Origin of the sequence: [Enterobacter] lignolyticus SCF1, from assembly GCF_000164865.1 — a bacterium.
Classification (GTDB): Bacteria; Pseudomonadota; Gammaproteobacteria; order Enterobacterales; family Enterobacteriaceae; genus Enterobacter_B; species Enterobacter_B lignolyticus.
Genome location: NC_014618.1, coordinates 953872 through 978825, shown reverse-complemented (window position 1 = coordinate 978825; position 24954 = coordinate 953872). Strand labels below are relative to the sequence as shown.

Sequence of the window (24954 nt, the reverse complement as noted above, 5' to 3'; positions counted from 1 at the left end):
TCCTCCTCTTCATCAGGCTCATGCAAACGCAGGGAGTGAGAAAATAGCCCCTTTTGGGTAAATGTTTTTGACGTAAATCAAGCGCTTGTCATTTTAAAAATCACACAAATAGCGCTTGATCACGAAAACTCGTTAGAGATCAGTTTCCTGCCGTTTTACCTGCTGCCACACGCCTTCCATCGTTTCGAGGTCTACGCCGGTCATTTCCAGGCCGCGTTCGGCCACAATTCGCTCGACTTCGCGAAAGCGTCGCTCAAACTTCAGGTTAGCTTTTTGCAGCGCCGTTTCGGCTTTTACCCCCAAATGACGGGATAAATTCACGGTGGCAAACAGCAGGTCGCCGACTTCCTCTTCGAGTTTAGCCTGATCGATCACCGCCTGCCGCGCCTCGTGCATGACCTCGTCGATTTCTTCATACACTTTATCCAGCACCGGGCCGAGCGACGTCCAGTCGAAGCCCACCGCCGAGCAGCGGCGCTGAATTTTCTGCGCGCGCATCAGCGAAGGCAGGCTGTGCGGGATATCGTCCAGCGCCGAATGCTGCGCTTTTTCCGCCCGTTCCGCGCTTTTGATGGCTTCCCAGCGCGCCAGCACTTCGCGGCTGTTTTCCGCCGTCGCGTCGCCAAAAATGTGCGGATGGCGGCGCTCCAGCTTATCGCTGATGGCGCAACAGATATCGTTAAAATCAAAACGCCCCTCTTCCTGGGCCATCTGGGCGTAAAACACGACCTGAAACAGCAGATCGCCCAGTTCGCCGCGCAGATCGTCAAAATCCTCACGCGCAATGGCGTCGAGCACCTCGTACGTCTCTTCCAGCGTATAGGGCGCGATGGTGGAAAACGTCTGCTCTTTATCCCACGGACAGCCGTTTTCCGGGTCGCGCAGGCGCTTCATAATGCCGAGCAGGCGGTCAATTTGGTTCATTGGTGAGTCCTGAAAACGTAGGCCCGATAAGCAAAGCGCCATCGGGCATTGCGATATTGCCGGATGCGGCTAACGCCTTATCCGGCCTACAAATAATTAATTACCGTGCAGACGGCGCGCGTCGATCACGTCCGGCACCTGATTCAGCTTGCCGAGCACGCGGCCCAGCACCTGCAGGTTGTAGATCTCAATGGTCATATCGATCGTGGCGAGCTGCTGTTTGGTGTCGCTGCGGCTGGCGACGCCGAGCACGTTGACCTTCTCGTTGGCGAGAATGGTCGTGATGTCGCGCAGCAGGCCGCTGCGGTCATTGGCCACCACGCGTACGACCAGCGAATAGCCCGCCGAGTAGCTTTCGCCCCATACGGCATCGACAATACGCTCCGGCGCATGCGCCTGCAGCTCCGCCAGCTGGTCGCAGTCGGCGCGGTGCACCGAAATGCCGCGACCCTGAGTAATAAAACCGACGATTTCATCACCCGGGATCGGCTGACAGCAGCGGGCGATATGGTGCATCAGGTTGCCGACGCCTTCGACCACCACCCGGCCATCGTCTTTCTTACGGCTCGGCGGGCTGTAGGTTTTCTGCTGCAGCTGCTTGAGCGCCGCCGCATCCTGCTCCGCTGCGCTCGGCTTGTTGAACTGCGACTGCAGGAAGTTGACCATCTGGTGCAGGCGAATATCGCCGCCGCCGATGGCCGCCAGCAGCTCGTCCAGCTCGTTGAAGTTGTAGCGCGGCAGCAGGAACTTCTCCGCCTCCTTCAGGCTGATGCCTAGCTGCGCCAGCTCGTCGTCGAGGATCTGCCGTCCGGCGAGAACGTTTTTATCCCGGTCCTGCTTGCGGAACCAGGCGTGGATTTTCGAGCGTCCGCGGCTGGTCGTCACATAGCCGAGGTTCGGGTTCAGCCAGTCGCGGCTCGGGTTCGGCTGCTTCTGGGTGATGATTTCAATTTGATCGCCCATCTGCAGCTGGTAGGTGAACGGCACGATGCGTCCGCCGATTTTCGCCCCGATGCAGCGGTGCCCGACATCGCTATGGATGTGGTAGGCAAAGTCGAGGGGCGTGGAGCCGGCAGGCAGGTCGACAACGTCGCCTTTCGGGGTAAAGACGTAGACCCGGTCGTCAAACACCTGGCTGCGCACTTCGTCGAGCATTTCGCCGGAATCGGCCATCTCTTCCTGCCAGGCGATAAGCTTACGCAGCCAGGCAATACGGTCCTCATGACCGCGGCCGCCGCCGGAGCCTGCGCCCTCTTTGTATTTCCAGTGCGCCGCGACGCCCAGCTCGGCGTCTTCGTGCATCTGCTTAGTGCGAATCTGGATTTCGACGGTTTTACCGCCCGGGCCCAGCACCACGGTGTGAATCGACTGATAGCCGTTCGGCTTGGGGTTCGCGACGTAATCGTCAAACTCATCGGGCAGGTGGCGATAGTGAGTGTGCACTATCCCCAGCGCGGCGTAGCAGTCCTGCAGCCGCTCAGCCACAATACGCACCGCACGCACGTCGAACAGCTCATCGAACGAGAGATGCTTTTTCTGCATCTTGCGCCAGATGCTGTAGATATGCTTCGGACGACCGTACACCTCGGCCTTCACGCCCTCTTCTTTCATCGCCGCGCGCAGATGCCCGACAAACTCGTCGATGTAGTGCTCGCGGTCGATACGGCGCTCGTGCAGCAGCTTCGCAATGCGCTTGTATTCCGCCGGGTGCAGGTAGCGGAAGCAGTAATCCTCAAGCTCCCACTTCAGCTGGCCGATGCCAAGACGGTTCGCCAGCGGCGCATAGATGTTGGTGCACTCTTTCGCCGCCAGCACGCGCTCGTCTTCCGGCGCGTCTTTCACCTCGCGCAGATGGGCGACGCGCTCGGCAAGCTTAATCACCACGCAGCGGAAATCATCCACCATCGCCAGCAGCATACGGCGCACGTTATCCACCTGCTCGGCGGAGACGGAGTCGATATGCGTCGCTTTCAGCTGGCGTATTGCCGCCATATCCCGCACGCCGTGAATGAGAGTGACCACTGACTTACCGATGAACTCCGTCAGCGCCTCTTCGCTGACCACGCCGCTGTCGACCAGCGGAAACAGCATCGCCGCCCGCAGCGTGTCGATATCCATATTCAGCATGGAGAGGATTTCGACCATTTCCACGCCGCGCCACAGCAGCAGGTCGGCGTCGGGATGGCCCTGCGTCTGCTCCCGACAATAGGTCCAGGTCCCGGCTAAGCGTTCACATGACTGCTGGCTGGCAATACCCAGGCTTGCGATCCACTTCTGCGGATCAAATTCTCCAGCTTTATTTAGATGTGCACTTCTTACCGCAACCATTGTCCTCTCCTTTTGGGACCGGGCCTGTCGGATTCGACAAGCCTTGATTCATTATTTGTGTTCAAACAGCACTATTGATTCCAGATGCCCAGTGTGCGGGAACATATCAAGCATTGCCATACGCTGAATTTGGTATCCCGCCGCCAGCAGCGCCTCGCTGTCGCGCGCCAGGGTCGCCGGGTTACAGGATACATAGACCACCCGCCGGGGCGCTAATTTTACAACGTGCTGCATGACGCCTGATGCTCCCGCCCGCGCAGGATCGAGTAAAATTTTGTCAAAACCGTTTTTCGCCCAGGCCTGGCGCGTGACATCTTCCTCCAGGTTTTCATGAAAAAATGTCACATTGTGCAAACCATTACGCGCGGCGTTTTGCTGCGCCTTCTCCACCAGCGCGGGCACGCCCTCCACGCCGACAACGCTTGCGGCGCGTCTGGCGAGCGGCAACGTAAAATTGCCCATTCCGCAGAACAGGTCAAGCACGCGGTCGTCTGGCTGGATATCAAGCCAGTCGATAGCCGTCGCCACCATCTTCTGATTCACGCCGTCGTTGACCTGAATGAAATCACGCGGGCTGAACGTTAAGCGTAGCCCGTCTGCGCTATACCAGGGCGCGTCTTCCCCGCTCACGCGCTCGAGGACTTCGCTTTGCGGCGCCAGATACAGCGCAAGCTGGTGAGAATGCGAAAACTGTTCCAGTTTTTCCCGATCCGTCGCCGGCAATGCCGCCGTGTGCCGTAGCACCATCAGCGGCCCGTTATCCGCCAGCACCAGCTCGACGTGCCCCAGATGCTGCCGCGCTTTCAGCCCCGACAGACACTCGCGCACGGCGGGCAGCAGCGCCTCAAGAGCGGGCACCAAAACGGGGCATTGCACTATGTCGATGATGTCGGCGGCGTTCGCCTTACGAAACCCCATCTGCAGCTGCTGGGACTTCGGCTGATAGCTCAGGCTCAGGCGCGCCCGGCGCCGGTAGCCCCAGGGCTCTGCGGCAATTACCTCATCGACGTCGTGCTTCATCAGCCGCGCCAGCGCGGCCTGCTTGCTGCGCTGCTGGAGCGCGACGCTGGCATGCTGCTGCTGGCAGCCGCCGCAGACGCCAAAGTGCGGGCATCGCGGCGCAACGCGCTCAGGGCTGTCATTAAGACGACGCTTCACCTGCCCGCGGGCGTACTGTTTTTTATCTTCCGTTATCTGGATTTCCGCGCTCTCTGTGGGTAATAATCCATTGATAAACAGCGCCTTTCCGTTATGGCGCGCCACGCCCTGACCGAAGGGATCGAGGTCATTGACCGTTACGGTTATGATCTGGCGCGTCGTCACGCGCCGTTTTGCAGAGTAGAATTGCGCCATCGTAGAGATTTTTCTCAAACAAACATGTTAACCCTGATTCTCCCATAACGGACCTCCATGACCAACTACAGCCTGCGTGCGCGTATGATGATCCTGATTCTGGCCCCGACCGTCCTTATCGGTTTGCTGCTCAGCATCTTCTTCGTCGTGCATCGCTACAACGACCTGCAGCGTCAGCTGGAAGACGCCGGCGCCAGCATTATTGAACCGCTCGCGGTCTCCAGTGAATATGGCATGAATCTGCAAAACCGTGAGTCAATCGGCCAGCTGATTAGCGTCTTGCACCGCCGTCATTCGGACATCGTCCGCGCCATTTCGGTTTACGATGAGCATAACCGCCTGTTTGTGACCTCCAACTACCAGCTCGATCCCGGTGTACTGCAGCTGCCCAAAGGCGCGCCGCTACCCCGTCGGCTGAGCGTCAACCGCAGCGGCGATATCATGATCCTCCGCACGCCGATCATTTCGGAAAGCTATTCACCGGATGAATCGCCGATGTCGGAAGCCAAAACGCCGGTCAATATGCTGGGCTACGTGGCGCTGGAGCTGGATCTCAAATCGGTTCGCCTGCAGCAGTACAAAGAGATTTTTATCTCCAGCGTGATGATGCTGTTCTGCATCGGTATCGCGCTGGTCTTCGGCTGGCGCCTGATGCGCGACGTCACCGGGCCGATACGCAACATGGTGAATACCGTTGACCGCATTCGCCGCGGTCAGCTGGACAGCCGGGTGGAGGGCTTTATGCTCGGCGAGCTCGACATGCTGAAAAACGGCATCAACTCGATGGCGATGTCGCTTGCCGCCTACCACGAAGAGATGCAGCACAACGTCGACCAGGCCACCTCGGATCTGCGCGAAACGCTCGAGCAGATGGAGATCCAGAACGTTGAGCTGGATCTGGCGAAAAAGCGTGCCCAGGAAGCGGCGCGGATTAAATCTGAGTTTTTGGCCAATATGTCCCACGAGCTGCGCACGCCGCTCAACGGGGTGATAGGCTTTACCCGCCTGACGCTGAAAACCGACCTGAACCCGACCCAGCGCGATCATCTGAACACGATCGAGCGCTCCGCCAATAACCTGCTGGCGATTATCAACGACGTGCTGGACTTCTCCAAGCTGGAGGCCGGTAAGCTTATTCTCGAAAGCATCCCCTTCCCGCTGCGTAATTCGCTGGATGAAGTGGTCACGCTGCTCGCGCACTCCGCGCACGATAAGGGACTTGAGCTGACGCTGAATATCAAAAACGATGTCCCGGACAACGTGATCGGCGACCCGCTGCGCCTGCAGCAGGTCATCACCAATCTGGTCGGCAACGCGATTAAATTCACCGAAAGCGGCAACATCGATATCCTGGTGGAGAAGCGCGCCCTCAGCAATAACAAGGTGCAGGTCGAGGTGCAGATCCGCGATACCGGCATCGGTATTCCGGAAAGCGATCAGTCGCGGCTGTTCCAGGCCTTCCGCCAGGCCGACGCCAGTATTTCCCGACGCCACGGCGGCACCGGGCTGGGGCTGGTCATCACCCAAAAACTGGTCAAGGAGATGGGCGGCGATATTTCCTTCCACAGCCAGCCGAACCGCGGCTCCACGTTCTGGTTCCACATTAATCTCGATCTGAATCCTAACGTGGTCAGCGAAGGCCCGGCGACCGATTGCCTGGCGGGTAAGCGTCTTGCCTACGTCGAGGCCAACGCGACGGCCGCCCAGGCGACGCTCGACCTGCTGGCGACCACGCCGCTGGACGTGGTCTACAGCCCAACCTTCTCCGCCCTGCCGGACGATCGCTACGACATCCTGCTGGTGGCGATCCCGGTATCGATGCGCGATTTGCAGCTGCACAAAGAGAAGCTGATGCAGGCCTGCCTGATGACCGACTACCTGCTGCTGGCGCTGCCGTGCCACGCCCAGGTCGATGCTGAAGCGCTCAAGCAAAACGGCGCGGCGGCCTGCCTGCTTAAACCGCTGACCTCAACCCGCCTGCTGCCGGCGCTGACGGATTACTGCGCCCTCAGGCAACCGGAGCCGACAGCGCTGCCTGAAAACAATAAGCTGCCGATGACCGTCATGGCGGTGGATGACAACCCGGCGAACCTCAAGCTTATCGGCGTGCTGCTGGAAGACCAGGTGCAGCACGTTGAGCTGTGCGACAGCGGCCAGCAGGCGCTTAACCGCGCCAAGCAGATGCAGTTTGACCTGATCCTGATGGATATTCAGATGCCGGAAATGGACGGCATCCGCGCCTGTGAGCTGATTCATCAGCTGCCGCACCAGCAGAAAACGCCGGTCATTGCCGTGACGGCCCACGCCATGGCCGGACAGCGCGAGAAGCTGCTGAGCGCTGGGATGAACGACTATCTGGCGAAGCCGATTGAAGAGAACAAGCTGCGCAGCCTGCTGCTGCGCTATAGGCCCGGGCTGAACGTACCGCTGCCGGACAGCGTCGAGCCGATACCGTCGGTCAACCTCAACGCCACCCTCGACTGGCAGCTGGCGATGCGCCAGGCAGCCAATAAGCCCGATCTGGCGCGGGAAATGCTGCAGATGCTGATCGCCTTCCTGCCGGAAGTGCGCAACAAAGTGGAAGAACAGCTGGTCGGCGAAGAGCCGGAAAACCTGATCGACGCCATCCATAAGCTGCACGGCAGCTGCGGCTACAGCGGCGTGCCGCGGCTGAAGAACCTGTGCAACCTGATTGAAGGGCAGCTGCGCGGCGGCACCGCGCCACAAGAGCTGGAGCCGGAGTTTCTTGAGCTGCTGGATGAGATGGATAACGTGGTGCGGGAAGCGCGCCGGATTATCGGCTAACGCCCGCCCTCTCCGCAGCGGAGAGGGTCGGAGCTAGCGTAGCAGCGTCGCCCAGTGCTCGACCCAGGGGTTAGAGACCGTTTCCGGCTCCGGGTCTTCGCTGGCGTCAATCATCAGCATCTCGCCGATGCGCTGCGCGCCCTGCTCCTGCAGCAGGGCGTCAAAACGTTTGCCGCCGCCGCAGAAGTTTGCATAGGTGCTGTCGCCTAGCGCGATAATGCCGTAGCGCAGGTGCGGCTGATACATATCCTGAATCCCCTGAAACAGCGGCACAATGCTGTCCGGCAGGTCGCCCTGCCCGGTGGTGGACGTGACCACCAGCGCGTATTTGCCCTGGTAAGACTCCCAGTCGCTCACCTCAGGATCTTCAAAAACTTTCGCCGTGTGGCCCTGCGCTTCAAGCAGGGTTTGCGCCTCTTCCGCCACCAGCAGCGCGTTTCCGTACATGGTACCGACAAAAATACCGACGTCTGCCATCTGTTATCTCCCTGAATTAACCGTTTATATGGTCATCCTGACCGTTGTGCGGCGTAAACTCAACCCTCTCATTATCAGGGAGAAGGCCGCGCCAGCCGAAATGTGACAGCGCCTGCATCCAGACCTCGTCAAGACCGGCGCGGATGACCAGCGGCTCGCCGGTGAAGGGGTGGGTCAGGCGAAGCTCGCTGGCGTGCAGCATCAGGCGGTCGCAGCCGAAATGTTCCGCCGCGCTGCGGTTCTGGCGCAAATCACCGTGCTTGCTGTCGCCGATGATCGGGTGGCGCAAATGCTTAAGGTGACGGCGCAGCTGATGCTTACGCCCGGTTTTCGGGTCAAGTTCGACCAGCCCGTAGCGGGTGGTGGGATAGCGTCCGGTGGCGACCGGCATTTCCACGGTTGCCAGCCCGCGGTAGTGCGTCACCGCCGGCTGCGGCCCCTTATCCTCGCGGGCGAACTTATCGGCAATCTTGTCCAGCTCCTCCACCAGCGGGTAGTCGAGGATCCCCTCTTCGCTCAGCCAGCCGCGCACGATAGCGTGGTAGCGCTTGTGAATCTGGTGCTGCTCGAACTGCTGCGCCAGCAGGCGTCCGGCCTCGCTGGAGAGGCCCATCAGCAGCACGCCGGAGGTCGGCCGGTCAAGGCGATGAGCGGTAAAAACGTGCTGGCCAATCTGGTCGCGCACGGTCTGCATCACCACCACTTTTTCATCGCGATCGAGCCAGCTGCGGTGCACCAGCCAGCCTGACGGCTTATTAACGGCGACCAGCCATTGATCCTGATAAACGATCTCCAGCATCAGGCGTTATCGTCCGCAAACAGGGCGTCAAGCCGCTGCAGTTCCGGCAAAAGCGTATCGCGAAACGGGTGCGCCGCCTCCAGCGCCATCTCGTAATACGGTGCTACGGCGAAGCTCTGCGGCAGCGGCAGCCCGGCGTCGATCGTCTGATGCATGCGCGGGATCAGCACCCACTGCAGCCACTGCAGCGGTTCAAGCGTATCCATGCAAAACGGCTGCGTGCTGGCAAAAGCGCTGTCGTCCGGCATGCTCTCCTGCCAGTGTCGGTGTTCGCGCATCAGCGCTTCAAGGGTGTTAAGGCGATGGCGGACGCTATCGTGAAGAGTCATGGAAACCTCGAAGAAAACAAAACTGCGGCGCAGGATATCATGGGCAAATGCGGAAATAAAAAAAGGGAGCACTGAGTTAACAGTGCTCCCCGGTTCGTTTCGCAGCAGTCCGGCTACTTTTGGTGCTCCCTGCTCATCCTTGACAACTTTTCCTGTGGTCTCCTGACCCGTTCATCCATAAACAGCTGCATCCTGCTCACACCACCCCGATGTGATTGCGCTTATCCTTAAGCGTGTCCCGATCTTCCTGATCCACCGGGCATCCTGACCGGCTCTCGTTCTCCTTCCTGGAGGTGTCCTTCTGACGCATCCTGCATCATCCATTCGCTTCATCCTGAAGCCTTTCCCTGAAGCGCCATCCTGGCGAATCCTTGTGAAGCGTCATCATCCTGATGTTCACTTCGCTGTGCGACTCCCTGTCGACGTGCATAGAATCTCTTATTCCGCTTCGTCTTACAACCCACCTACAGAAAAGCCCAAAGGGTTATTTTCATATGAAAGCAGGTCAAATAAAGCATAAATACTTGATTTATAAAAACATCAATCAAGGTTCCGTCGACAGTGTCTCACTCACAGCCAGGCGATCTCTCACAGCGCGTGTAAGAGATCTCTCACAAACACACCAGGCATATGGATTACAGAAGGGGCTCAAGCTGATTGAGGAAACTCGCAAGGGAGTCAGAAAGCGTGGTGCGTTTGCGCGTGCCGAGGGTTTCGAGAACCACTTCCCCCGTCAGGTTACAGACGGAAATGACGTCGAGTTCACTGTCCAGCGTGGCGATAAATAGCGTCGGCGACAGCTTAAGGCGTTTTTGCGTTACCAGGTGACCAATCAGATTTTCCTGCACTCGCTGGAAATCATCCGGGCTCCAGGCCTGCAGCAGCGTCAGCGCCTGCTCGCCAAACCGCGCATGCATATCACCCGCAAACTGGGTGGTATAATAAGAATGAAGCGGCTCTTGTACCACAATATCCAGCGCCCGTTCAACCGCGTTTACATTTTGCGCCAGCGTAAACGGCTGCGGCCGCCAGGTCACAGCGTCATCCTCGCTCGCCACAATACACGGCGACGGAATACCGTACAGCTCTTCGCTGCGCGGCCAGCTTTGATAGCGCTGCTGCCAGGCATCGCAATAACGTTGGGTGAATGCCTGTAAGGCGTCTGCAGTTTGATGGTCCACCAGTTTCTCTCTTCACATTAGCCAGGATACACTAGCCGGAAAGTTTACTTCATGACGGTGAAACATGTCTTCTTATGAAAACCATCAGGCGCTCTCCGGCCTGACGCTGGGAAAAGCCACTGACTACCGCGATACCTACGACGCCAGCCTGCTGCAGGGCGTTCCCCGCAGCCTCAACCGCGACCCGCTGGGATTGCATGCGGATAATCTGCCCTTTCGCGGCGGCGATATCTGGACGCTGTATGAGCTCTCCTGGCTTAACGCCAACGGGCTGCCGCAGGTGGCGGTCGGCCACGTCGAGCTGAGCGACACCAGCGTCAATCTGGTGGAGTCTAAAAGCTTCAAGCTCTACCTCAACAGCTTCAACCAGACGCGTTTCGCCGACTGGGAGACAGTCCGTGCGACGCTACAGCGCGACCTCAGCGCCTGCGCTCAGGGCGAGGTCAGCGTGGCGCTGTATCGCCTGGACGAGCTGGAAGGCCAGCCTGTCGCCCACTTCCACGGCGCCTGCATCGACGACCAGGATATCGAGATTGATAACTACCGGTTCAGCGCCGACTATCTGCAGGATGCCGCAGGCGGTAACGTAGTGTCGGAAACGCTGGTCAGCCATCTGCTGAAATCCAACTGCCTGATTACCCACCAGCCGGACTGGGGTTCCGTGCAGATCCAGTATCGCGGACCGAAGATCGATCGCGAGAAGCTGCTGCGCTATCTTGTCTCTTTCCGCCATCACAACGAATTCCACGAGCAGTGCGTGGAGCGCATTTTCAACGATATCTTGCGCTTCTGTAAGCCGGAAACGCTGAGCGTTTATGCGCGCTATACCCGACGCGGCGGTCTCGACATCAACCCGTGGCGCACCAATACCGATTTCGTGCCCGCGACCGGGCGTCTGGTTCGCCAGTGAGTTAATTATTTTTTCACAATAAAGCACGGCATGTGCTGCGCTTTAGCTTGTGGAAAGCAAGTCGGCGAGGCTATTGTAATCAACAGGGAAGACGATACTCGTCCCGTAAGGAGTTAACTTGATTACACATATTAGCCCGCTTGGCTCAATGGATATGCTGTCGCAGCTGGAAGTTGATATGCTGAAAAGCAACGCCAGCAGCGACCTTTATCAGTTGTTCCGCAACTGTTCACTGGCAGTGCTTAACTCAGGTAGTCTGACCGACAACAGTAAAGAGCTGCTTTCCCGCTTTGAAAGTTTTGATATCAACGTCCTGCGCCGCGAACGCGGCGTCAAACTGGAGTTGATCAACCCGCCGGAAGAGGCTTTTGTCGACGGACGTATCATCCGCTCCCTGCAGGCGAACCTGTTCGCCGTCCTGCGCGATATTCTGTTTGTTTACGGCCAAATCCATAACACCGTCCGCTTCCCGAATCTCGACCTGGAAAGCTCAACGCATATCACCAACCTGGTGTTCTCTATTCTGCGCAACGCCCGCGCGCTGCACGTCGGCGAAGCCCCGAGCATGGTGGTTTGCTGGGGCGGCCACTCGATCAACGAAAACGAGTATCTGTACGCGCGTCGCGTCGGTACGCAGCTCGGCCTGCGCGAACTGAATATCTGCACCGGCTGCGGGCCGGGAGCGATGGAAGCGCCGATGAAAGGCGCCGCAGTCGGCCACGCCCAGCAGCGCTATAAAGAGGGTCGCTTCATCGGTATGACCGAGCCGTCGATTATCGCCGCCGAGCCGCCTAACCCGCTGGTGAACGAACTCATCATCATGCCGGATATCGAAAAGCGTCTGGAAGCGTTTGTCCGTATCGCCCACGGGATTATCATCTTCCCTGGCGGCGTGGGGACGGCGGAAGAGCTGCTGTACCTGCTGGGGATCCTGATGAACCCGGCCAACAAAAACCAGGTGCTGCCGCTCATTCTGACCGGCCCGAAAGAGAGCGCCGACTATTTCCGCGTGCTGGACGATTTTATCGTGCATACGCTGGGAGAAAACGCGCGCCGCCACTATCGCATCATCATCGACGACCCGGCAGAAGTGGCCCGTCAGATGAAGAAAGCGATGCCGCTGGTCAAAGAAAACCGTCGTGATACCGGAGACGCCTACAGCTTCAACTGGTCAATCCGCATTGCGCCGGACCTGCAGATGCCGTTTGAGCCGACCCATGAAAACATGGCGAACCTGAAGCTGTATCCCGAGCAGCCGGTGGAAGTGCTGGCCGCCGACCTGCGTCGTGCGTTCTCAGGCATTGTCGCCGGTAACGTGAAAGAAGTGGGCATCCGCGCTATCGAAGAGCACGGCCCGTATAAAATTCACGGCGACCGACAGATGATGCGTCGGATGGACGATCTGCTGCAGGGCTTTGTCGCCCAGCACCGCATGAAGCTGCCCGGCTCCGCCTATATTCCCTGCTACGAAATCTGCTCCTGACCTTCAGGGCGGCACAATAAGCCGCCCTTATCATTTCCCGCGAAATAAACAATTGCCTGCCGGGTAAAAGCGTTATTTATTCATTAAAGTTATGTTAGAACGCGAGAAACCGCCATTTACATAACTTTTTTTAGCAAAAATGACGTTTTAGACGCCACAAACTTCCCATGTCGTCACTGTCAATGGTAGCCTTCGCGCCCATAAATTTCCGCTAATGGTAAAATTCCAGTCTGATGGTCTAAAAACACCCAGATTGAAAGTGTTTTATTGCATTTGAGATCGGGATCACTGATACATTGATAACTTAAATGTATCTTTCCGCCGCCAATAGATACGGGAAAAAATCATAAAAAACACCCCGATTTAACGAATTTTATTTTACCGTCAGCCATTTAATCGTTGGATTTGACTAAAAAACTGACAAATTGCTTCCTCCAGGAGAAACACAGATGGAAACCACTCAAACCAGCACCATTGCTTCGGTAGAAACCCGAAGTTCATGGCGTAAAACCGATACCATGTGGATGCTGGGTCTTTACGGCACAGCGATTGGCGCGGGCGTTCTGTTCCTGCCAATCAACGCCGGCGTAGGCGGCATGATCCCGCTTATCATCATGGCGATCATCGCATTCCCGATGACCTTTTTCGCACACCGAGGCCTCACCCGTTTTGTCCTGTCCGGCAAAAACCCGGGCGAAGACATCACTGAAGTCGTAGAAGAACACTTCGGCGTTGGCGCAGGTAAGCTGATTACCCTGCTCTACTTCTTCGCGATTTACCCGATTCTGTTGGTATATAGCGTTGCTATCACCAACACCGTCGAAAGCTTCATGACGCACCAGCTGCACATGACGCCGCCGCCGCGCGCCATTCTGTCGCTGATTCTTATCATCGGTATGATGACCATCGTTCGCTTCGGCGAGCAGATGATCGTAAAAGCGATGAGCATCCTGGTATTCCCGTTTGTTGCCGCGCTGATGCTGCTGGCCTGCTACCTGATCCCGCAGTGGAACGGCGCGGCGCTGGAAACGCTGTCCCTGAGCAGCGCAAGCGCGACCGGCAACGGCCTGTGGATGACCCTGTGGCTGGCTATCCCGGTGATGGTGTTCTCCTTTAACCACTCGCCGATCATCTCCTCCTTCGCCGTGGCGAAACGTGAAGAGTACGGCGCTGGCGCAGAGAAGAAATGCGCTAAGATCCTGGCTTTCGCGCACATCATGATGGTACTGACCGTGATGTTCTTCGTGTTCAGCTGCGTTCTGAGCCTGTCCCCGACGGACCTGGCGTCAGCAAAAGAGCAGAACATCTCTATCCTGTCTTACCTGGCTAACCACTTTAACGCACCGGTTATCGCCTGGATGGCGCCGATCATCGCGATTATCGCTATCACCAAGTCCTTCCTCGGCCACTACCTGGGCGCCCGCGAAGGCTTCAACGGTATGGTGATTAAATCCCTGCGTAGCCGCGGCAAGAGCATTGAAATCAGCCGTCTGAACAAGCTGACCGCGCTGTTCATGCTGGTCACCACCTGGATTGTAGCGACCCTGAACCCGAGCATCCTCGGCATGATTGAGACCCTGGGCGGTCCGGTTATCGCGATGATTCTGTTCCTGATGCCGATGTATGCGATTCAGAAAGTACCGGCCATGCGCAAGTACAGCGGCCACATCAGCAACGTCTTCGTGGTCATTATGGGGCTTATCGCCATCTCCGCGATTTTCTACTCCCTGTACACCATGTTCTGATAATCTCCCGCGCCGCCTTCGGGCGGCGTTTTTCTTTACAGCAATGGATGCATCATGATCAGCGTATTCGATATTTTCAAAATCGGCATTGGTCCTTCCAGCTCCCACACCGTTGGACCAATGAAAGCGGGCAAGCAATTCACGGACGACCTGATTGCACGCGGGATCCTGCATGACGTGACCCGCGTCGTCGTCGACGTTTACGGCTCGCTCTCTCTTACGGGTAAAGGGCACCACACTGATATCGCCATTATCATGGGCCTGGCGGGCAACCTGCCGGACACCGTTGATATCGACGCTATCCCTGGCTTTATCCAGGACGTCAACACCCATGGCCGCCTGCTGCTGGCTGACGGTCAGCACGAAGTTGAGTTCCCGGTTGACCAGTGCATGAACTTTCATGCCGACAACCTCTCCCTGCACGAAAACGGCATGCGCATTACCGCGCTCAGCGGCGACAAGGCCGTTTACAGCCAAACCTATTACTCTATCGGCGGCGGCTTTATCGTCGACGAAGAACACTTCGGTAAGACCAACAGCGCCCCGCTGGCGGTGCCTTATCCGTACAAAAACGCGGCGGACCTGCAGCGTCACTGCCAAGAAACCGGCCTGTCGCTGTCTGGCCTGATGATGAAAAACGAGCTGGCGCTGCACAGCAAAGAAGAGCTTGAGCAGCACTTCGCCAACGTCTGGGAAGTGATGCGCAGCGGTATCGAACGCGGCATCACCACCGAAGGCGTTCTGCCGGGCAAACTGCGCGTACCGCGTCGCGCCGCCGCGCTGCGCCGTATGCTGGTAAGCAGCGATAAAACCACGACCGACCCGATGGCGGTAGTGGACTGGATCAACATGTTCGCCCTTGCCGTGAACGAAGAAAACGCCGCAGGCGGCCGCGTGGTTACCGCGCCGACCAACGGCGCCTGCGGTATCGTCCCGGCGGTGCTGGCGTATTACGATAAGTTTATCCGTGAAGTGAACGCCAACTCGCTGGCGCGCTATATGCTGGTTGCCAGCGCCATCGGCTCTCTGTACAAGATGAACGCGTCCATTTCCGGCGCCGAAGTGGGCTGCCAGGGCGAAGTGGGCGTTGCCTGCTCAATGGCGGCCGCGGGTCTTGCCGAGCTGCTCGGCGGCAGCCCGACGCAGGTCTGCATCGCAGCGGAAATCGGTATGGAGCATAACCTTGGCTTAACCTGCGACCCGGTCGCCGGTCAGGTTCAGGTGCCGTGCATCGAGCGTAACGCGATAGCCTCAGTGAAAGCGGTCAACGCCGCGCGCATGGCGCTGCGCCGTACCAGCGAGCCGCGCGTGTGCCTCGATAAAGTGATCGAGACCATGTACGAAACCGGTAAAGACATGAACGCCAAATACCGCGAAACCTCCCGCGGCGGTCTGGCGATGAAGATAGTCACCTGCGATTAAGCCTCTAAAGAAGCCTCGTTTTGCGAGGCTTCTTCCCATTTATCCCACCATTATTCGTTTCAGAGCGCCGACAATGTTACCCTTTGCCTGTAAGCCGGAAGGGAGATTATCTGTGGCTGTTCATCTGTTGATTGTCGACGCGCTAAACCTGATTCGCCGAATTCATGCGGTTCAGGGGACGCCCTGTAAGGACACCTGCCTGCACGCGCTGGAGCAGCTTATCCGCCATAGCCAGCCGACGCACGCCGTCGCGGTCTTTGACGACGAGGCGCGCAATAGCGGCTGGCGGCACCAGCGGCTGCCCGATTACAAAGCCGGGCGCGCGCCAATGCCCGACGACCTGCACAGCGAAATGCCCGCCATTCGCGCCGCCTTCGAACAGTACGGCGTTCCCTGCTGGGGCGCACAGGGCAATGAAGCGGACGATCTGGCGGCCACGCTGGCGATAAAAGTGGCCAACGCCGGGCACCAGGCCACCATTGTCTCAACCGACAAAGGCTACTGCCAGCTGCTTTCGCCGACGATCCGCATCCGCGATTATTTCCAGAAGCGCTGGCTGGACGCCCCGTTTATCGCCAGCGAGTTCGGCGTCGCGCCGCAGCAGCTGCCGGACTACTGGGGGCTGGCGGGGATCGGCAGCTCCAGAGTGCCTGGGGTCGCGGGCATCGGGCCCAAAAGCGCGGCGCAGCTGCTGAACGAATTTCAGAGCCTGGAAGGTATTTACGCCCGGCTGGACGACGTGCCGGAGAAGTGGCGCAAGAAGCTGGAGGCCCATCAAGAGATGGCGTTTATCTGCCGCGACGTCGCGCGGCTGCAAACGGACCTGCAGCTGGACGGTAACCTGCAACAGCTGCGTCTGGTAAAACGCGGGGCCCCTCAGCCAGATGGCCTGAGGGGAAGTGATTAACGCTCGTCCCGACGGCCGCCAACGGCGGCCCACAGACGGCGGACGTGAACCGTCACCTCTTCGCGATCGTGATACAGCTGGCGTGCCTGAATCTGCGCGTTAATGCCATGCTCATCAAGCTGCGTCTGAATATACGCCAGGTTTTGCGACACCTCTTCATACCGCTTTTTCATCGGCAGCTTGAGGTTAAAGATGGTCTCACGGCACCAGCCGTTAACCAGCCACTGCGCCATCAGCGCCGCCACTTTTGCCGGTTTCTCCACCATATCGCACACCATCCACGAGATGTTGTTGCGGTTTGGCCGGTAGCGGAAGCCGTCTTCGCGCAGCCAGGTTACCTGTCCGGTATCCATCAGGCTTTGCGCCATCGGGCCGTTATCCACTGAAGCGACCCACATATTGCGTTTGACCAGCTGATAGGTCCAGCCGCCAGGGCAGGCGCCAAGGTCAACGGCATACATGCCGTTGGCCAGGCGTTCATCCCACTCATCGGCCGGAATAAAGACGTGGAACGCCTCTTCGAGCTTCAGGGTGGAGCGGCTTGGCGCATCCGCCGGGAACTTAAGCCGCGGGATGCCCATATAGAACGGCGAGTTGTTATGCGACAGCGAATAGCCCGTGTAGCAGCAGCCTGGCGCGATAAAGAACACATGCACGACCGGGCGCTTCGGCGTCTCATACGCCGCCAGCACTTTCGCCTCGCGCAGCGCGGCGCGCAGCGGTACGGTGAACTTACGGCAGAACTTCATCAGCTCTTTGCTTTCGTTGGTGTCGGCCACCTCAACGCGCAGGTCGCCCCCCTTCTCCACCACGCCCTGCAGCATGCCAACAATCGGCGTGATGCGGTCTTCCGGCGGCAGGTCCTGCAGCAGCTCGCCGGCAACGAACATCTGGCGGGCGAAAATCAGCGAACTGAACGGCAGTTCGCGAATCAGCTTCTCCGCCTCGCCGGGCTGGTAACACTCAAAAATGACATAGCCCGAGTTATCTTTTACGCGGGCAAAGCCGTACACGCCGAGGCGCGAGGCCTTGTCAGAAATCTCTGCGGCGCACTCTTTCTCAAAGCCTGGACGGCTGTAGAGGACAACCTTATTCATGCGCGACACCTTTACGCTTTAAACGAATTGCACCAATCAACATCAATACCCACCCCGCCAGGAAGCTTACGCCGCCGACGGGGGTAACGAACGCCCACAGGCGTAAATGAGACAGCGCCAGACAGTACAGGCTGCCGCTGAAAAGCACCGTCCCCAGGGCAAGAAACACGCTGCTCCAGTAGAACCAGATGCTGATACGACGCTGCATCGCGACCGCCAGGCCGAATATCGCCAGCGTGTGAAACGCCTGGTATTCGAGACCGGTCTGGATCCAGCCCATTTCCACAACGCCCAAAGACTTACTTAAAACATGCGCGCCGAAAGCACCCAGCGCGACAAAGATAAAACCGCTGATCGCGGCAAAAATCAGCATAAAACGACTGGTCATGTCAGTGTCCTAAAATCACTTATTGTTCATAACGAAAGCGGAATTTTTCTTGTTCGCTGGCCGCCTTCGACAGGATCCACTGCCGAAAAGCGGCTATTTTACCCAGTTCTGCCTGACTGTCATGGCAAACGAGGTAAAACGCATTTTTGCTGACCAGAACATCATTAAACGGGCAGACCAAACGGCCTGCCTCAATTTCGGACTGCGCCATCACGTTGTTGGCCAGTGCGATACCTTGTCCGTGGATTGCCGCCTGCAGCACCATCGCGCTGTGGCTGAAAATCGGTCCCTGTTGAACATTAATATGAGTCAGACCCAACTGGCGCGTATACGTTTGCCAGTCCCGGCGGGAAGCATCATGCAATAGCGTATGTTGCGCCAAATCCATCGGCGTTTTCAATGCCTTCTCGCCCGTTAACAGCAGCGGTGAGCAAACGGGCAATAAATACTCGGCGTAGAGTTTTTCCACCCGCAGGCCGGGCCAGTTGCCGCGACCGTAGAAAATAGCCACGTCAACGTCGTCCGCCAGCTTATCTTCCTGACGGTCTACGGCCTGGATCCGGACGTCGATTCCCGGATAAGCTGAGTTAAAGCTTGTCAGCCGCGGCACCAGCCAGTGAATGGCAAAACTTGGCAATAAACTGACCGTCAGCGCCCCTTTAGCGCTGCGCGCCTGAAGTTTACGCGTTGCTTCCGTTAATTGCGAAAAGATCTCTTTAATATCCTGAAAATAGCTCTGTCCTTCCTCCGTCAGCAGCAGAGAACGATTGCGCCGACGAAACAGCTTGAGACCCAGAAAATCCTCAAGAGACTTGATTTGGTGACTGACTGCGGCCTGGGTCACAAAAAGCTCTTCCGCTGCGCGGGTGAAGCTCAAATGACGGGCGGCTGCATCAAATACACGTAATGCATTCAGAGGTGGTAAACGCTTTGACATGGTGATTCTGACTCAGATGTTAACGCCATTTAACATATAGGCAACACCGTGTAACCTATTAGTTTTTTTTATCTGAGACATTATAATTTGTCCGTTGAGGTTCTACCAGCAAATACCTATAGTGGCGGCACTTCCTGAGCCGGAACGAGAAGCTTTTTTCGGAATGCGTGTTCTGATGAGCTTTTGGCTTACGGTTGTGATGTTGTGTTGTTGTGTTTGCAATTGGTCTGCCTTTCAGACCTCGGTAGCAAGACTACCCCTTTTCACTTCCTGTACATTTACCCTGTCTGTCCATAGTGATTAATGTAGCACCGCAGATTGCGGTGCTTTTTTTTACTCTGCGTTTTAGCTGTTAGCATCCTCTTGCCCTGCCCGGAAATTTGCGCGACGATCCTGATATTGCAACGAGGATAATCATGAACGCTTTCAATCCGGCGCAGTTTCGCGCCCAGTTTCCGGCGCTGGCCGATGCCGGTATTTACCTTGATAGCGCCGCCACCGCCCTGAAGCCCCAGGCGGTGATTGACGCCAGCCAGCAGTTTTACAGCCTGAGCGCCGGTAACGTTCACCGCAGCCAGTACGCCGCCGCGCAAAAGCTCACCGCGCGCTACGAGGCCGCCCGCGATCGGGTTGCGGCCCTGCTCAACGCCCCTGACGGCAAAAATATCGTCTGGACCCGCGGTACAACGGAGGCCATTAACATGGTCGCCCAGTGCTATGCGCGCCCGCGCCTGCAGCCCGGCGATGAAATCATCGTCAGCCAGGCCGAACACCACGCCAACCTGGTCCCCTGGCTGATGGTCGCCGAACAAACCGGCGCCCGCATCGTTGCGCTTCCGCTGGGCCCTGACCGCCTGCCGGACGTTGAGCAGCTTTCCGGGCTGATTACCTCCCGCAGCCGTATTCTCGCCCTCGGCCAGATGTCGAACGTCACCGGCGGCTGTCCGAATCTCCCTCGCGCGATAGCCCTCGCCCATGCGGCCGGTATGGTGGTGATGGTCGACGGCGCACAGGGCGTTGTGCATTTTCCCGCCGACGTGCAGGCGCTGGATATCGACTTTTATGCGTTTTCCGGCCACAAGCTGTATGGCCCGACCGGCATCGGCGCGCTGTACGGGAAAGCCGAACTGCTTGACGCCATGTCGCCGTGGCTCGGCGGCGGTAAAATGATAACCGAAGTGACGTTTGACGGTTTTAAAACGCAGCCGGTACCCTATCGCCTTGAGGCGGGTACGCCAAACGTGGCGGGGGTGATTGGCCTTAGCGCCGCGCTGGAGTGGCTATCCGAAACGGATATCGTTCAGGCGGAGACCTGGAGCCGGGGGCTGGCCACCCTGGCCGAAGAGGAGTTGGCGAAGCGTCCGGGCTTTCGCTCATTTCGCTGTCAGGACTCCAGCCTGCTGGCGTTCGATTTTACCGGCGTCCACCACAGCGATATGGTCACGCTGCTCGCCGAATACGGCATCGCGTTACGGGCGGGCCAGCACTGCGCCCAGCCGCTGCTGGCGGCGCTCGGCGTCAGCGGCACGCTGCGCGCCTCATTCGCCCCTTATAATACTCAGGACGACGTCCATGCGCTGATCGATGCCGTCGATCGCGCGCTCGAACTATTGGTGGATTAAATGACAAGTCCAGCCTTTGCCGGACATCCGTTCGGCGCAACCGTCACGCAGGAGACGCTGCGTGAGCTCTTTGGCCCGCTGACGTTGTGGGAAGAAAAGTATCGCCAGCTGATTCTGTTGGGCAAACAGCTGCCCGCTCTTGAGGATTCTCTGAAAGCGCAGGCGCAGGAAATTGCCGGCTGCGAAAACCGCGTCTGGCTGGGTCATGCGCTATTGCCGGACGGCAGGCTGCATTTCTATGGCGACAGCGAAGGGCGAATCGTCCGCGGGCTGCTGGCGGTACTGCTGACCGCCGTTGAGGGGAAACGTCCCCAGCAGCTGCTGGCGGCGGACCCGCTTGCGCTCTTTGACGAGCTGGGGCTGCGCGCGCAGCTTAGCGCTTCGCGCAGCCAGGGGCTGACGGCGCTGTGCGACGCCGTCATTCAGGCAGCGCGTCAGGCTGAGGCCTGACGCTCGGCTTTTGCCATCATTTTCTTCAGCGCGTGGGATACCGCCACAAAACCGAAGGTCGCGGTGACCATCGTCGCCGCGCCGAAACCGGCGGCGCAGTCCATACGCTTCGGCCCTTCCGCAGTGCTTTTCATCGCGCACACGGAGCCATCCGCCTGCGGATACACCAGCGCTTCCGTTGAGAAAACACAGTCCACGCCCAGCTTACCTTTTCCATTTTTCACTACGCCGAAGTCGCTTTTCAGCCTCTCGCGCAGCTTCGCCGCCAGCGGATCCTGGATGGTTTTCGCCAGATCGGCGACCCGGATCTGCGTCGGATCGGTTTGCCCGCCCGCGCCGCCGGTCGTCACCAGCGGAATTTTGTAGCGGCGGCACCAGGAAATCAGCGCCGCCTTCGGCCGCACGCTGTCGATAGCGTCGATGACGTAGCTGAAACCGGCGTTAAGATGCTGCGCGACGTTGTCAGGCGTCACGAAGTCATCGACCACCGTCACCCGGCACTCCGGGTTAATCTGGCGGATACGTTCGGCCATCACCTCCGCCTTCGCCAGCCCGACGTTGCCGCCCAGAGCATGGATCTGCCGGTTGGTGTTGGTCACGCAAACGTCATCCATATCGATCAACGTGATAGCGCCGATACCGGTGCGCGCCAGCGCTTCCGCCGCCCAGGAGCCAACGCCGCCGATACCGACGACGCACACGTGCGACTGCGCAAACAGCTGCAGCGCTTTTTCACCGTACAAACGCGCCGTGCCGCCAAAACGCTGGCGCCAGGCATCGCTAAGAACCACTGACATAAAACCTCAAACGACTGGATTAACCGCTAAATACGTTACCGTTGCCCGCAGCGCTGCGCAGCACCCATACGCGACCATAATGGTTGTACCATCCCGCGCGGTGTCCGGCATCCGGGCCGATACCCTGGTAGATGTCAAAGTGCTGTCCTTTGATAGCGCCGCCGACATCCAGCGCCACCATCAGGCGCAGCTCATAGTGACCGTTGAATTTGCCGTTGTTATCCAGCAGCGGCACTTCGGCGAGCAGCGTGGTGCCCGGCGGAATAATGCTGCGATCGGAGGCCACGGAAGCCCGGCCGATCAGCGGTACCGCGCTCGCGCCTTTCACCGGCGCAAAGGACTGCGGCTTGAAGAAGACAAAAGACGGGTTCTCTTCCAGCAGTTCGCGCACCTCGGACTCGCTGTGGGTTTCACCCCAGTGGCGAATCGCCTGCATCGACATATCTTCTTTCTTCACCTCGCCGCGATCGATAAGCACTTTGCCGATGCTGCGGTAAGGCCAGCCGTTTTTCCCGGCATAGCTAAAGAAGTTCAGCGGCGAACCGTCGCCGAAATCAATATAGCCGCTCCCCTGTACGTCCATGATGAAGTTATCCATCAGCGAATTGCTGTAGGCCAGGACGTAGCTGTCGCTTAGCGCGCCGCCGTAGATACCGGCGCGGGACGGCAGCTTGCCGCGCTTCGGCGGCATGCGGTAAATCGGGTACTGGAACTCGCCCTGACGCGTATGGCGCGCTTCAATCACCGGGGTGTAGTAGCCGGTAAACTGGACGTTGCCGTAGTTATCGGCGCCCTGCATCTGCCAGGCGTCCAGACCGTACTGCTTAAGCGCGCTGGTATCGCCGCCGGCGCTCAGCCATTGCTGAATAGCATTATAGACGTCGCTCTGGCTACCATAGAGGCGTGGCGACGCGTTACGAATCTCACTCACCTGCTGGGCGAAATCGCCGGCGTTGATCGGCGCGCCGACGGCATCAGGTTTGTTAACCAGGGAAAAAGGCGAATTGAACGTTCCGTCTTTATACTGCTGACCGCGATCGGTCGGTTTAGAGGAACAGGCGGCAAGCATTGTCAGCATGGCGCCTGTTACCAGATATTTTGTCCAACGTCCTTTCATGGTGTCTCATCTTCATTACTGACCATCAGTGCGTGATGAAGATAACAAACCCCCAGGGCTAATGAAATGTGATAACGCAACGGGCAGCAAGTTTTGCGTAAAAAAGCGGCGGAATGGCAGATTTTTATCCACTCGTTTGCAAAATTAGCAATTAGGGATAAAAAAAGGTTGCATCAAAAAGTTAGCAGAGTATAGTGCGCATCCACGGACGCGGGGTGGAGCAGCCTGGTAGCTCGTCGGGCTCATAACCCGAAGGTCGTCGGTTCAAATCCGGCCCCCGCAACCAATTAAAATATGAAGAAAAAGATTTACTCGATGGAAGAGTAAATGACGGACGCGGGGTGGAGCAGCCTGGTAGCTCGTCGGGCTCATAACCCGAAGGTCGTCGGTTCAAATCCGGCCCCCGCAACCAATCTTCAGTAAAACAATAGACACCCTTACGGGTGTTTTTTTGTTTTCAGCGTCGTCATTCTACGCGGCACCGTTGTTGGCTTTCTTCATTCACCCCAGTCACGTACTGATGTACGCTCCCGGGGATTCGTTTATCCCCGCCGGGCCAGCGTCGCCCCATCGGCGAAATAGGCCTTAATCCCCGCCAGAATCGACTCCGCCACCTCCTGCTGGAACGTCGCGGTCTTGAGCTTACGCTCCTCTTCCACGTTGCTGATAAACGCGGTTTCCACGAGGATAGACGGAATATCCGGCGCTTTTAGCACCGCGAAGCCCGCCTGCTCGACTTTGTTCTTATGCAGGTTGTTTACCCGTCCCAGCTTATTGAGCACCGCTTTACCGAACTTCAGGCTGTCATTGATGGTAAGCGACTGCACCATATCGAACATCGTGTGGTCGACATAGCGGTCCCCGCTCTTACTGACCCCGCCGATAAGGTCGGAGGCGTTCTGCGTTTCCGCCAGGTATTTTGCCGCCGTACTGGTTGCGCCTTTGGTCGATAAAGCGAATACCGATGAACCGCTCGGCTGGCGGCTGGTAAACGCGTCGGCGTGGATAGAGACAAACAGGTCCGCGCGCTGCTTCTGCGCTTTCGCCACCCGGACCTTGAGCGGAATAAAAATATCTTCATTACGCGTCATATAGGCCTTCATGTTGCCTTCTTTCTCGATCAGCGCCCGCAGGCGGCGCGCAATCTGCAGCACCACATCTTTTTCGCGCGTGCGGTATTTGCCGATGGCGCCCGGGTCCTCGCCGCCGTGCCCTGGGTCAAGCATGATGACGATCGGCCGATCCCGCCCGGCTTTCCCAGGCTGCGGCCCGCTCTGCGCAGGCGGAACCTGCTTCTCAAGATCGCCCTTGTTGTAATCTTCCAGCAGCGCCAGCAGCGGATCCTGCATCTCGGTTGCGGAGGACGGGTAGAGATCCATCACCAGGCGCTCTTTAAACCCGGCCACCGGCGCCAGCGCGAACAGCTGCGGCTTAATGTTTTGTTTAAGCTCGAACACCATACGCACGGTTTGCGGATCGAATTGCCCGACGCGGGCGGACTTGATGTAAGGATCGTCGCCGCGGATCTGCGCCCCCATGCCCTTGAGCACCGAGTTGAGGTTTACCCCTTCGAGATCAACGACCAGCCGTTCAGGGTTGCTCAATGCAAACTGCCGATACTTCAGCACCTGATTGGATTCCACCGTCACGCGGGTATAGGTCGACGACGGCCAGACGCGCACGGCCACTACCTGACTGACGGCAGCAATCCCCACCTGACTTACGCTCAATAACCACATTGCGCCCGCCCCCTGCAAAAAACGCCGACGGCTTACTCCTGACTGACTTCCGGACATGCTTCTCCCGAGCAAAAATTTTTAATCGATTATTTAAACGGCTTGTTTGACCGAAAACTTTAACCAAAGCCGTATAACCTGTCATCT

The 24954-nt window shown here is 58.1% G+C and carries 21 protein-coding genes and 2 tRNA genes; 10 read left to right on the top strand and 13 right to left on the bottom strand.

The genetic code is table 11. The features are described from left to right. Nucleotides 1-132: 132 nt before the first annotated feature. From mazG to rlmD, 3 genes are all read right to left on the bottom strand, one after another. Nucleotides 133-924: a nucleoside triphosphate pyrophosphohydrolase gene (gene mazG, locus ENTCL_RS04660; protein ID WP_013364957.1), complete on the bottom strand. Its 792-nt coding sequence runs from the start codon at nt 922-924 to the stop codon at nt 133-135. 96 nt (nt 925-1020) lie between these two features. Next, a complete protein-coding gene (gene relA, locus ENTCL_RS04655) occupies nt 1021-3252 on the bottom strand; it encodes a GTP diphosphokinase (RefSeq protein WP_013364956.1) in 2232 nt (743 codons plus the stop codon). Nucleotides 3253-3303: 51 nt separating this feature from the next. Further along, the gene (gene rlmD / locus ENTCL_RS04650; RefSeq protein ID WP_013364955.1) at nt 3304-4605 is read right to left on the bottom strand and encodes a 23S rRNA (uracil(1939)-C(5))-methyltransferase RlmD; all 1302 of its coding nucleotides are present in this window, start codon (nt 4603-4605) and stop codon (nt 3304-3306) included. Nucleotides 4606-4662: 57 nt separating this feature from the next. On the opposite strand from rlmD, the gene barA reads away from it, so the two are divergent. Then, entirely contained in the window at nt 4663-7410 is a 2748-nt protein-coding gene (barA, locus tag ENTCL_RS04645; RefSeq protein ID WP_013364954.1) for a two-component sensor histidine kinase BarA, read from the top strand. A gap of 33 nt (nt 7411-7443) precedes the next feature. On the opposite strand, the gene ENTCL_RS04640 is transcribed toward barA, so the two are convergent. From ENTCL_RS04640 to syd, 4 genes are all read right to left on the bottom strand, one after another. Beyond that, nucleotides 7444-7887, bottom strand: a complete 444-nt coding sequence (locus ENTCL_RS04640) for a flavodoxin (protein WP_013364953.1) — start codon at nt 7885-7887, stop codon at nt 7444-7446. 16 nt (nt 7888-7903) lie between these two features. Beyond that, nucleotides 7904-8686 (bottom strand): tRNA pseudouridine(65) synthase TruC, encoded by a 783-nt coding sequence (gene truC / locus ENTCL_RS04635; protein ID WP_013364952.1) that lies wholly within the window; start codon nt 8684-8686, stop codon nt 7904-7906. After that, complete coding sequence (locus ENTCL_RS04630; RefSeq protein ID WP_013364951.1) at nt 8686-9015, bottom strand: YqcC family protein; 330 nt, start codon at nt 9013-9015, stop codon at nt 8686-8688. The genes truC and ENTCL_RS04630 overlap by 1 nt, the downstream gene beginning before the upstream one ends. A gap of 635 nt (nt 9016-9650) precedes the next feature. Beyond that, complete coding sequence (syd, locus tag ENTCL_RS04625; protein WP_013364950.1) at nt 9651-10196, bottom strand: SecY-interacting protein; 546 nt, start codon at nt 10194-10196, stop codon at nt 9651-9653. Between the two features lie 64 nt (nt 10197-10260). Here syd and queF point away from each other — a divergent pair, with 64 nt between their 5' ends. From queF to xni, 5 genes are all read left to right on the top strand, one after another. Beyond that, nucleotides 10261-11106, top strand: coding sequence for an NADPH-dependent 7-cyano-7-deazaguanine reductase QueF (gene queF / locus ENTCL_RS04620; protein WP_013364949.1), 846 nt, complete (start codon nt 10261-10263; stop codon nt 11104-11106). Between the two features lie 118 nt (nt 11107-11224). Continuing rightward, nucleotides 11225-12589, top strand: coding sequence for a nucleotide 5'-monophosphate nucleosidase PpnN (gene ppnN / locus ENTCL_RS04615; protein ID WP_013364948.1), 1365 nt, complete (start codon nt 11225-11227; stop codon nt 12587-12589). A 449-nt stretch (nt 12590-13038) separates the two neighbouring features. Next, a complete protein-coding gene (locus ENTCL_RS04610; RefSeq protein ID WP_013364947.1) occupies nt 13039-14334 on the top strand; it encodes an HAAAP family serine/threonine permease in 1296 nt (431 codons plus the stop codon). 54 nt (nt 14335-14388) lie between these two features. Continuing rightward, on the top strand, nt 14389-15756 hold the full coding sequence (locus ENTCL_RS04605) for an L-serine ammonia-lyase (protein ID WP_013364946.1): 1368 nt from the start codon (nt 14389-14391) through the stop codon (nt 15754-15756). Nucleotides 15757-15868: 112 nt separating this feature from the next. After that, entirely contained in the window at nt 15869-16663 is a 795-nt protein-coding gene (xni, locus tag ENTCL_RS04600; RefSeq protein ID WP_044611891.1) for a flap endonuclease Xni, read from the top strand. Here the strand turns inward: xni and rlmM are convergent. The 3 genes from rlmM to gcvA are packed head-to-tail and all read right to left on the bottom strand — an operon-like array spanning nt 16660 to nt 19085. Next, a complete protein-coding gene (rlmM, locus tag ENTCL_RS04595; RefSeq protein WP_013364944.1) occupies nt 16660-17760 on the bottom strand; it encodes a 23S rRNA (cytidine(2498)-2'-O)-methyltransferase RlmM in 1101 nt (366 codons plus the stop codon). The two genes, xni and rlmM, sit on opposite strands and share 4 nt — an antisense overlap. Next, nucleotides 17753-18148, bottom strand: coding sequence for a DUF423 domain-containing protein (locus ENTCL_RS04590; RefSeq protein WP_013364943.1), 396 nt, complete (start codon nt 18146-18148; stop codon nt 17753-17755). Before ENTCL_RS04590 ends, rlmM begins: the two co-directional genes overlap by 8 nt. 19 nt (nt 18149-18167) lie before the next feature. Beyond that, nucleotides 18168-19085, bottom strand: coding sequence for a glycine cleavage system transcriptional regulator GcvA (gene gcvA, locus ENTCL_RS04585; protein WP_013364942.1), 918 nt, complete (start codon nt 19083-19085; stop codon nt 18168-18170). A 416-nt stretch (nt 19086-19501) separates the two neighbouring features. On the opposite strand from gcvA, the gene csdA reads away from it, so the two are divergent. After that, nucleotides 19502-20707 (top strand): cysteine desulfurase CsdA, encoded by a 1206-nt coding sequence (gene csdA / locus ENTCL_RS04580; RefSeq protein WP_013364941.1) that lies wholly within the window; start codon nt 19502-19504, stop codon nt 20705-20707. Beyond that, a complete protein-coding gene (csdE, locus tag ENTCL_RS04575) occupies nt 20708-21157 on the top strand; it encodes a cysteine desulfurase sulfur acceptor subunit CsdE (protein WP_013364940.1) in 450 nt (149 codons plus the stop codon). It begins immediately after the preceding gene. Here the strand turns inward: csdE and tcdA are convergent. Both tcdA and mltA read right to left on the bottom strand, forming a co-directional pair. Further along, complete coding sequence (tcdA, locus tag ENTCL_RS04570) at nt 21142-21954, bottom strand: tRNA cyclic N6-threonylcarbamoyladenosine(37) synthase TcdA (RefSeq protein WP_013364939.1); 813 nt, start codon at nt 21952-21954, stop codon at nt 21142-21144. The two genes, csdE and tcdA, sit on opposite strands and share 16 nt — an antisense overlap. A 19-nt stretch (nt 21955-21973) precedes the next feature. Continuing rightward, nucleotides 21974-23071 (bottom strand): murein transglycosylase A, encoded by a 1098-nt coding sequence (mltA, locus tag ENTCL_RS04565; RefSeq protein WP_013364938.1) that lies wholly within the window; start codon nt 23069-23071, stop codon nt 21974-21976. A 209-nt stretch (nt 23072-23280) separates the two neighbouring features. Here mltA and ENTCL_RS04560 point away from each other — a divergent pair. Both ENTCL_RS04560 and ENTCL_RS04555 read left to right on the top strand, forming a co-directional pair. After that, a tRNA-Met gene (locus tag ENTCL_RS04560) sits at nt 23281-23357 on the top strand. Nucleotides 23358-23406: 49 nt separating this feature from the next. Next, nucleotides 23407-23483: transfer RNA gene (locus tag ENTCL_RS04555), tRNA-Met, on the top strand. A 130-nt stretch (nt 23484-23613) separates the two neighbouring features. On the opposite strand, the gene amiC is transcribed toward ENTCL_RS04555, so the two are convergent. After that, complete coding sequence (amiC, locus tag ENTCL_RS04550; protein ID WP_013364937.1) at nt 23614-24867, bottom strand: N-acetylmuramoyl-L-alanine amidase AmiC; 1254 nt, start codon at nt 24865-24867, stop codon at nt 23614-23616. Between the last annotated feature and the right edge of the window lie 87 nt (nt 24868-24954).

What these genes read in the sequence shown, in the direction of transcription:
- rlmD (WP_013364955.1), bottom strand. Translation starts at nt 4,605, where the DNA reads ATGGCGCAATTCTACTCTGCAAAACGGCGCGTGACGACGCGCCAGATC.
- relA (WP_013364956.1), bottom strand. Translation starts at nt 3,252, where the DNA reads ATGGTTGCGGTAAGAAGTGCACATCTAAATAAAGCTGGAGAATTTGAT.
- ENTCL_RS04590 (WP_013364943.1), bottom strand. Translation starts at nt 18,148, where the DNA reads ATGACCAGTCGTTTTATGCTGATTTTTGCCGCGATCAGCGGTTTTATC.
- barA (WP_013364954.1), top strand. Translation starts at nt 4,663, where the DNA reads ATGACCAACTACAGCCTGCGTGCGCGTATGATGATCCTGATTCTGGCC.
- rlmM (WP_013364944.1), bottom strand. Translation starts at nt 17,760, where the DNA reads ATGAATAAGGTTGTCCTCTACAGCCGTCCAGGCTTTGAGAAAGAGTGC.
- tcdA (WP_013364939.1), bottom strand. Translation starts at nt 21,954, where the DNA reads ATGTCAGTGGTTCTTAGCGATGCCTGGCGCCAGCGTTTTGGCGGCACG.
- truC (WP_013364952.1), bottom strand. Translation starts at nt 8,686, where the DNA reads ATGCTGGAGATCGTTTATCAGGATCAATGGCTGGTCGCCGTTAATAAG.
- csdA (WP_013364941.1), top strand. Translation starts at nt 19,502, where the DNA reads ATGAACGCTTTCAATCCGGCGCAGTTTCGCGCCCAGTTTCCGGCGCTG.
- ENTCL_RS04605 (WP_013364946.1), top strand. Translation starts at nt 14,389, where the DNA reads ATGATCAGCGTATTCGATATTTTCAAAATCGGCATTGGTCCTTCCAGC.
- mltA (WP_013364938.1), bottom strand. Translation starts at nt 23,071, where the DNA reads ATGAAAGGACGTTGGACAAAATATCTGGTAACAGGCGCCATGCTGACA.
- ENTCL_RS04610 (WP_013364947.1), top strand. Translation starts at nt 13,039, where the DNA reads ATGGAAACCACTCAAACCAGCACCATTGCTTCGGTAGAAACCCGAAGT.
- queF (WP_013364949.1), top strand. Translation starts at nt 10,261, where the DNA reads ATGTCTTCTTATGAAAACCATCAGGCGCTCTCCGGCCTGACGCTGGGA.
- ENTCL_RS04640 (WP_013364953.1), bottom strand. Translation starts at nt 7,887, where the DNA reads ATGGCAGACGTCGGTATTTTTGTCGGTACCATGTACGGAAACGCGCTG.
- gcvA (WP_013364942.1), bottom strand. Translation starts at nt 19,085, where the DNA reads ATGTCAAAGCGTTTACCACCTCTGAATGCATTACGTGTATTTGATGCA.
- mazG (WP_013364957.1), bottom strand. Translation starts at nt 924, where the DNA reads ATGAACCAAATTGACCGCCTGCTCGGCATTATGAAGCGCCTGCGCGAC.
- ENTCL_RS04630 (WP_013364951.1), bottom strand. Translation starts at nt 9,015, where the DNA reads ATGACTCTTCACGATAGCGTCCGCCATCGCCTTAACACCCTTGAAGCG.
- amiC (WP_013364937.1), bottom strand. Translation starts at nt 24,867, where the DNA reads ATGTCCGGAAGTCAGTCAGGAGTAAGCCGTCGGCGTTTTTTGCAGGGG.
- csdE (WP_013364940.1), top strand. Translation starts at nt 20,708, where the DNA reads ATGACAAGTCCAGCCTTTGCCGGACATCCGTTCGGCGCAACCGTCACG.